Raw genomic sequence first — 6788 nt, 5'->3', positions numbered from 1 at the left:
CAGAAGACCCGCGTCCGCGGGCAGGTGGCCGTGAAGCGTGAACCCGGCACCGCATCAGCGGGTCAGACCGGGACCGTCCCACCGCAAGGCAGGACTATCGATCATGTGCTTGCTAAAGCGCACTGAAAGATAACGGTCGGACGCAGCTCACACCGGGCGACCCCCGCCGTACCGGACAGGGCCGTACCTGAAAGGCTGGAGAGCGTGCGGAAGCGGGTTGCGGTCATCGGCGGCGGCATCGCCGGGCTGGCGGCCGCCCTGCGGCTGCGCGACCTCACCCCGCCCGACACCGAGATCATCGTGTACGAGCAGAGCGGCGCCCTCGGCGGCAAGCTGCGCACGGGCGAGCTGGCCGGGGTGACCGTCGAGCGGGGCGCCGAGTCGTTCCTGATGACCGGCTCCGACGGCACCGAGTCGGCCGCCGTCGCGCTCGTCAGGCGCCTGGCTCTGGAGCGCGCCCTGGTGCACCCGCGCAAGGTGCCCGCCGCCCTGGCCTTCGGTGGCCGGCTCGCCCCGATGCCGGCCGGCACCCTGGTCGGCGTCCCGGCCGACCCCACGCGGCTGGGCGACCTCGCGCACGCCGAGACCGGCCACGACGCCGACGACGGCCGGCCGCTGCTGGCCGAGGGCGCGGACGTCGCGGTCGGCGCCCTGGTCCGCGAGCGCTACGGCCCCGAGGTCGTCGACCGGCTGGTCGACCCGATGCTCGGCGGCGTCTACGCCGGGCGCGCCGACCGGCTGTCGCTCGAGGTCACCATGCCGCAGCTGGCCCGCACGGCCCGCGTCGAGCACACCCTGGGCGCCGCCGTCCGCGCGGCCCAGGTGGCGAGCCGGCGGGTCCCCGGGCAACCGGTCTTCGGCGCGCTCGACGGCGGGCTGAGCCGCCTGGTCGGCGCGGCCGCCACAGCCAGCGGCGCAAGGGTGAGCCTGGGCCTTCCCGTACGCGAGCTGGCCCGCACCGCCGACGGCTGGCGACTGCTGCTGGGCCCGGTTCCGATGCCACGCACCGACGACGTCGACGCCGTGGTGCTGGCCGTGCCGGCCAAGCCCGCGGCCCGGCTGCTCACGGGCGTGGCGCCGGTCGCGGCCGAGGCCATCGGCGGGCTCGACTACGCGAGCGTGGCGCTGGTCGCCCTCGCGCTGCCGCCCGGCACGCCGCTGCCCGAGCTGAGCGGCTTCCTGGTCCCGCCGAGCGAGGGCACGCTGGTCAAGGCGGCCACCTTCGTCACCCGCAAGTGGGCTCGGCCCGCGAACGCCCCGGTGATCGTGCGGGTGTCGCTGGGCCGGGCCGGCGAGGAGGAGCGGCTCCAGTTCGACGACGTGGTGCTCACCGAGCGGGCCCGGCGCGAGCTGGGCGAGCTGCTCGGCGGGGAGTTGCCGCCGCCGGTCGCCTCGTGGGTGCAGCGCTGGGGCGGCGGGCTTCCGCAGTACACGCCGGGGCACCTGGGACGGCTGACCGCGGCCCGGGCGGCCCTGCCACCGGGGCTGGCGCTGGCCGGTGCGGCATTCGACGGGGTCGGGATCCCGGCCTGCGTCGCGAGCGGCGAACGCGCCGCCGAAGACCTGAGCAAGGCATGGGAGGCGTCGCTATGAGTGAGCAGCAGTCGAACGCAGCACGGATCAACGAGCTGAACGCCACGATCCGCTACACGATGTGGTCGGTGTTCCGGGCCGAGACGCCCCTGCCGGCGTTGCGCGAGGAACTCGCCACCGAGGTGGACGGGCTCTTCGAGCAGCTGGCGGCCAAGGACGTGACCGTCCGGGGCACGTACGACCTGTCCGGCCTGCGCGCCGACGCCGACGTCCTGGTCTGGTGGCACTCGGCCTCGCCGGACGCGCTGCAGGAGGCGTACTCGCTGTTCCGCCGGACGGCTCTGGGCCGGCACCTGGCCCCGGTGTGGTCGCAGATGGCCCTGCACCGCCCGGCCGAGTTCAACAAGAGCCACCTGCCCGCCTTCCTGGCCGGCGAGGAGGCGCGCCCGTACATCTGCGTGTACCCGTTCGTGCGGTCCTACGAGTGGTATCTGCTGCCCGACGAGGAGCGCCGCCACATGCTGGCCGAGCACGGCCGGATGGCCCGGGGCTACCCCGACGTGCGGGCCAACACGGTCGCGTCGTTCGCGCTGGGCGACTACGAGTGGATGCTGGCCTTCGAGGCCGACGAGCTCCACCGCATCGTCGACCTGATGCGTGACCTGCGCGCCTCGACCGCCCGGCGGCACGTCCGCGAGGAGGTCCCGTTCTACACGGGCCGCCGCCGCTCGCTCAGCGAACTCGTCGCCACCCTGCCCTGACCGGCGTAGCCGATAGCCGTGGCCGTAACCGTGACGAGGGTCAGTCGAGGACGGCGATCGCTTCCACCTCGACGAGCAGGTCGGGCTCGCCGAGGGCGGCGACGCTCAGCAGGGTGATCGGTTTGACCGGGTCGACGCCGAGCTTGGCGGCGGCCCGGGCGACCCCCTCGCCGAGCAGCGGGAACTTCTCGGGCGACCAGTCGACGACGTGCACGGTCAGCTTGGCCACGTCGTCGAACGAGCCGCCGGCCGCGGCCATCGCCGTGCCGATGTTCAGGTAGGCCTGCTCGGTCTGGGCGGCCAGGTCGCCCGGGCCGACCGGGTTGCCGTCGGCGTCACGGGCCACCTGCCCGGCCAGGAAGACCAGGCGTGACCCGGTGGCGATCGACATCTGCCGGTAGACCTCGGGCTTGGGCAGTCCGTCGGGGTTGATCAGCTCTACTGCCATGGTGGCTCCTCGTCGCGGGGCTGGGTTGCTGACGCTTAACATAGCATCGCTATGCTATGTTAAGTCAATGGCTAGGACGAAGGATCCGGCGACCCGGACTTTGCTGATCGAGCGGGCCGCGCACATGCTGCGGGCGCGTGAGCCGATCACGCTGCGATCGATCGTCGCGGAGACCGGCATGTCGACGATGGCGGTCTACACCCACTTCGGGAGCATGGACGGGTTGTGGCGGGCGATGCGGCAGGAGGGCTTCACCCGTCTCACGGCCCGGCTCGCCACCGTCCCGGCGACGGCCGACCCGGTGCGCGATCTCACCGCGCTCGGCGCCGCGTACGTCTCGAACGCCCTGGCCAACCCCGATCTCTACCGGGTCATGTTCGACGCCGGGTTCGATCTCGAGGATCCGGCCGCGGCCGACGAGGGGCTGCTCCACCTCGTGCGGGCCGTCGAGCGGGCTCGGGCGGCCGGACGGTTCCGCGACGACATCGACCCGCCGGCCCTGGCCACCCAGACCTGGACGGTCGGGCACGGCCTGGCCTCGCTGGTGACCTCCGGCCCCCTGCCGCGAGAGGCCCTGGCGTACGGGCCCGGCCTGCTCATCGCCCTGTTCGTCAGCAGCGGGGACGAGCCCGCCGCCTGCCGCCACTCCGTCGACGGGGGCTGGTCGATCAGCTGAGGCTGTTCCGGAGGGCGGGTCGTGTCGTGGAGCGGCTGCGCTCGAAGGCGTGCAGAGCGGGGCCAGGGCGTTGCCCGGCTCGTCATGACGGCCGGGGGCGTATCCGGTGGATCACGCGGGGCTGCGGCCGATGCCGGCCACGATCGGGACCTCGTCTCGCTCCCACGTGATCCACCAGAGTGCTACGGGGCTTCGCGGCGCATCGGGATGTGGGGGATGCCGTCTTCGAGGTACTCCGGGCCTGTCCGGGTGTAGCCGAACCTGGCGTAGAAGCCGGCCAGGTGGGCCTGGGCCTCCAGGACGCTGGGGCGGGTGCCGATGACGGCCAGCGCCTCGGTCATGAGCCGGGCGGCCAGGCCGGCGCCGCGGGCGGACTTGGCGGTGACCACGCGGCCGACGCGCTGGGCCTCGCCGTCGTCCAGGATGCGGACGTAGGCGCGGATCTCGCCGTCCCGGCTGAACCACAGGTGGCGGGTCCCGGGCTCGTCGTCGCGGCCGTCGAGGTCGCCGTAGGCGCACTCCTGCTCGACCACGAAGACGTCGGCCCGCAGCTTGAGGATCGCGTAGAGAGTCGTCGTGTCGAGGTCGCGGAAGGTCGCGGTCCGCAGTTCGTCGGTGGGCGCCGGATGCATGCCGAAATCGTATGCGGCGCGGCGTCACCCGTATCGGCGCGGGCCGTTGTAGAGATGAAAGCCCGAGCTGTGGAGGCCGTGATGATCAAGAGGAACCGACTCTTCGGCAACAAGACGAAGGTGACGTTCTGCCTGCCGGTCGACCATCCGACCGGCCCGGTGAGCGTGGTCGGCACGTTCAACGACTGGGAACCCGGCCGGCACGAGCTCAAGCCGCGCCGCGACGGCACCCGTACGGTCAGCGTCACCGTCCCGGCGGGCCATTACCGGTTCCGGTACCTCGGTGCCGACGGCGTGTGGTTCGACGACGAGACCGCCGACGGGGTGGGACCGCACGGCGGCGAACTCCGGGTTTAGCGTTTCGGCCCCGCCCTGCCGGGGATTTGCTTGACTCATCAAGCAGATTTCGAGGAAGGGGACCGTCATGGCCGACGTCAAACTGTCGATCATCTACTACTCGTCCACCGGGACGCTCCACAAGATGGCCGAGCGCCTGTACGAGACGGCGCAGAAGTCCGGCGCCGAGGTGCGCCTGCGGCAGGTGGCCGAGCTCGCGCCGCAGGAGGCCATCGCCTCCAACGCCGCATGGAGCCAGCACTTCGACCGCACCAAGGACGAGCCCAAGGCGACCGCCGACGACGTGGTCTGGGCCGACGCCGTGCTCTTCGGCTCGCCCACCCGGTACGGCAACATCGCCAGCCAGCTCAAGCAGTTCCTCGACACGCTGGGCCCGCAGTGGGCGCAGGGCCAGCTGGCCGACAAGGCGTACGCGGGCTTCACCGCGACCCAGACCGCGCACGGCGGCCAGGAGTCGACGCTGCTGGCGCTCTACAACACGATCCACCACTTCGGCGGCATCGTCGTGGCGCCCGGTTACACCGACCCGCTCAAGTTCGTCGACGGCAACCCGTACGGGGTCTCGCATGTGACCGGCCCGAACGGCGACGCTCCGATCACCGACGCCGAGCTGGTCGCCCTGGACCATATGGTGCAGCGCATCATCCGCATCGCAGGCAAGCTGAAAAGCGAATAAAACTACTCATCTTTCGCTAACCTGACTGCATGACCACGTACGAGACTTTGGACCTGCATACGCGGGTCGCGCGCTACGAGGCAGCCCTCGAAGAGCTGCGCTCGGCGCACCAGGACGTCCGCGCCCTGCTGCAGGACCAGGTGCTCTACGAGCGCTGGCAGCAGATCGGTGTCGAGCTGGGCTTCATCGCCGGCGCCGGCGCCAACGGGCAGCAGCATGATCTGCAGGCACTCAACCAGCAGATCCCCCAGATGTCGGAGTCCTGGGCGGGCTGACAAGCTGGGTCGACCGCCCGGCGCCCCAGCCACCTGGGGGCGCCGACGGTGCCCGGTTGCCGGCCGCATACCGGGCACGCCGCGCGACTCGGCCCGCCGCTGTGCCGGGCCGGGGCGCGCGGCGGGTAGTTTGGCGGCATGCCCGTCGACACCCAGTACGAGGACCTGCTGCGAAGGGTCCTGAACACCGGCACCCCCAAGAGCGACCGCACCGGCACCGGCACGGTCAGTCTCTTCGGCGAGCGCCTGCGATACGACCTGTCGGCCGGCTTTCCGCTGATCACCACGAAGCGGGTGCACTTCAAGTCCGTCGCGGTCGAGCTGCTCTGGTTCCTGCGCGGTGAGAGCAACGTCAGCTGGCTGCGCGAGCAGGGCGTGACGATCTGGGACGAGTGGGCGTCCCCGGCCGGCGAGCTCGGGCCGGTCTACGGCGTGCAGTGGCGCTCCTGGCCCACGCCCGACGGCGGCCACGTCGACCAGATCAGCGGCATCCTCGACACACTGCGCCGCGACCCCGACTCGCGCCGCATGATCGTTTCGGCTTGGAACGTCTCCGACCTGCCCGAGATGGCGCTCGCGCCCTGCCACGCGATGTTCCAGTTCTACGTGGCCGACGGCCGGCTCTCGTGCCAGCTCTACCAGCGCAGCGCCGACCTCTTCCTGGGCGTGCCGTTCAACATCGCCAGCTACGCGCTGCTCACCCGCATGGTGGCCGACCAGGTCGGCCTGGTGCCGGGTGACTTCATCTGGGTCGGTGGCGACTGCCACATCTACAACAACCACGTCGAGCAGGTGCAGGAGCAGCTCTCCCGGGAGGCGTACGAGTTCCCGCGGCTCGAGATCGCCCCGGCGGCGTCGCTGTTCGACTACAAGTACGAGGACTTCAGCGTCGTCGACTACAAGCACCACCCGGCGCTGCGCGCCCCCGTCGCCGTATGACGCTCCACCTCATCTGGGCCGAGGCCCGTGACCGGGTCATCGGCGCGAAGAACGAGATCCCGTGGCGGCTGCCCGAGGACCAGACGATGTTCCGCGAGCGGACGACCGGCGCGACCGTCGTGATGGGCCGCGCGACCTGGGACTCGCTGCCCGAGCGGTTCCGCCCGTTGCCGGGCCGGCGCAACGTGGTGCTCACCCGCGACCCGTCGTGGTCGGCCCCGGGCGCCGAGGTGGTCCACGCGGTCGGCGAGGTGGATCTGTCCGGCGAGGTGTGGGTGATGGGCGGCGAAGCGGTCTATCGCGCGTTCCTGCCGGTGGCCGAGCACATCCTCCGTACGCGCATCGAATTGGACGTCGACGGCGACACCTACGCGCCGGTGCTCCCCGATCAGTGGGTCGTCACGTCGTCGTCCGGCTGGCAGACTTCCCGGAGCGGACTGCGGTACATCGTCGAGGAACTGGTTCGCCGCGCGGACTAGCCTCGCCGGAGT

10 protein-coding genes are annotated in these 6788 nt (G+C 71.6%); 8 read left to right on the top strand and 2 right to left on the bottom strand.

Annotated elements, in window-relative coordinates; all coding sequences use genetic code 11:
• Nucleotides 1–195: 195 nt before the first annotated feature.
• Together HJC40_RS29835 and hemQ are read left to right on the top strand one after the other, a co-directional pair.
• Complete coding sequence (locus HJC40_RS29835; protein WP_284043935.1) at nucleotides 196–1593, top strand: FAD-dependent oxidoreductase; 1398 nt, start codon at nucleotides 196–198, stop codon at nucleotides 1591–1593.
• A complete protein-coding gene (gene hemQ / locus HJC40_RS29830) occupies nucleotides 1590–2294 on the top strand; it encodes a hydrogen peroxide-dependent heme synthase (protein ID WP_250006134.1) in 705 nt (234 codons plus the stop codon). The genes HJC40_RS29835 and hemQ overlap by 4 nt, the downstream gene beginning before the upstream one ends.
• Nucleotides 2295–2334: 40 nt before the next feature.
• Here the strand turns inward: hemQ and HJC40_RS29825 are convergent, their stop codons facing one another.
• Nucleotides 2335–2742: a RidA family protein gene (locus HJC40_RS29825; RefSeq protein ID WP_250006132.1), complete on the bottom strand. Its 408-nt coding sequence runs from the start codon at nucleotides 2740–2742 to the stop codon at nucleotides 2335–2337.
• A 67-nt stretch (nucleotides 2743–2809) separates the two neighbouring features.
• On the opposite strand from HJC40_RS29825, the gene HJC40_RS29820 reads away from it, so the two are divergent.
• Nucleotides 2810–3418, top strand: a complete 609-nt coding sequence (locus tag HJC40_RS29820) for a TetR/AcrR family transcriptional regulator (RefSeq protein ID WP_250006129.1) — start codon at nucleotides 2810–2812, stop codon at nucleotides 3416–3418.
• A 182-nt stretch (nucleotides 3419–3600) separates the two neighbouring features.
• Here HJC40_RS29820 and HJC40_RS29815 read toward each other — a convergent pair whose 3' ends face one another.
• The gene (locus HJC40_RS29815; RefSeq protein ID WP_250006128.1) at nucleotides 3601–4050 is read right to left on the bottom strand and encodes a GNAT family N-acetyltransferase; all 450 of its coding nucleotides are present in this window, start codon (nucleotides 4048–4050) and stop codon (nucleotides 3601–3603) included.
• 81 nt (nucleotides 4051–4131) lie between these two features.
• On the opposite strand from HJC40_RS29815, the gene HJC40_RS29810 reads away from it, so the two are divergent.
• The 5 genes from HJC40_RS29810 (at nucleotide 4132) to HJC40_RS29790 (ending at nucleotide 6776) form a co-directional block, all read left to right on the top strand.
• The gene (locus HJC40_RS29810; protein WP_250006126.1) at nucleotides 4132–4407 is read left to right on the top strand and encodes an isoamylase early set domain-containing protein; all 276 of its coding nucleotides are present in this window, start codon (nucleotides 4132–4134) and stop codon (nucleotides 4405–4407) included.
• A 67-nt stretch (nucleotides 4408–4474) separates the two neighbouring features.
• On the top strand, nucleotides 4475–5083 hold the full coding sequence (wrbA, locus tag HJC40_RS29805) for an NAD(P)H:quinone oxidoreductase (protein ID WP_250006124.1): 609 nt from the start codon (nucleotides 4475–4477) through the stop codon (nucleotides 5081–5083).
• A 29-nt stretch (nucleotides 5084–5112) separates the two neighbouring features.
• The gene (locus HJC40_RS29800; RefSeq protein WP_250006122.1) at nucleotides 5113–5358 is read left to right on the top strand and encodes a hypothetical protein; all 246 of its coding nucleotides are present in this window, start codon (nucleotides 5113–5115) and stop codon (nucleotides 5356–5358) included.
• A 138-nt stretch (nucleotides 5359–5496) separates the two neighbouring features.
• Nucleotides 5497–6297 carry a thymidylate synthase gene (locus HJC40_RS29795; RefSeq protein ID WP_250006120.1) on the top strand — a complete coding sequence of 267 codons (801 nt, stop codon included), beginning with the start codon at nucleotides 5497–5499 and terminating at the stop codon, nucleotides 6295–6297.
• On the top strand, nucleotides 6294–6776 hold the full coding sequence (locus HJC40_RS29790; protein WP_250006118.1) for a dihydrofolate reductase: 483 nt from the start codon (nucleotides 6294–6296) through the stop codon (nucleotides 6774–6776). Before HJC40_RS29795 ends, HJC40_RS29790 begins: the two co-directional genes overlap by 4 nt.
• The last annotated feature ends 12 nt before the right edge of the window (nucleotides 6777–6788 follow it).

Source organism: Actinoplanes sp. M2I2 (assembly GCF_023544445.1).
GTDB lineage: Bacteria > Actinomycetota > Actinomycetes > Mycobacteriales > Micromonosporaceae > Actinoplanes.
Note: the sequence above shows the minus strand (reverse complement) of the source record. Positions and strands in the feature narration are given on the sequence as shown.

Coding starts and splice junctions, on each gene's coding strand:
- hemQ (WP_250006134.1), top strand. CDS start 1,590: ATGAGTGAGCAGCAGTCGAACGCAGCACGGATCAACGAGCTGAACGCC.
- HJC40_RS29825 (WP_250006132.1), bottom strand. CDS start 2,742: ATGGCAGTAGAGCTGATCAACCCCGACGGACTGCCCAAGCCCGAGGTC.
- HJC40_RS29820 (WP_250006129.1), top strand. CDS start 2,810: ATGGCTAGGACGAAGGATCCGGCGACCCGGACTTTGCTGATCGAGCGG.
- HJC40_RS29815 (WP_250006128.1), bottom strand. CDS start 4,050: ATGCATCCGGCGCCCACCGACGAACTGCGGACCGCGACCTTCCGCGAC.
- HJC40_RS29810 (WP_250006126.1), top strand. CDS start 4,132: ATGATCAAGAGGAACCGACTCTTCGGCAACAAGACGAAGGTGACGTTC.
- wrbA (WP_250006124.1), top strand. CDS start 4,475: ATGGCCGACGTCAAACTGTCGATCATCTACTACTCGTCCACCGGGACG.
- HJC40_RS29800 (WP_250006122.1), top strand. CDS start 5,113: ATGACCACGTACGAGACTTTGGACCTGCATACGCGGGTCGCGCGCTAC.
- HJC40_RS29795 (WP_250006120.1), top strand. CDS start 5,497: ATGCCCGTCGACACCCAGTACGAGGACCTGCTGCGAAGGGTCCTGAAC.
- HJC40_RS29790 (WP_250006118.1), top strand. CDS start 6,294: ATGACGCTCCACCTCATCTGGGCCGAGGCCCGTGACCGGGTCATCGGC.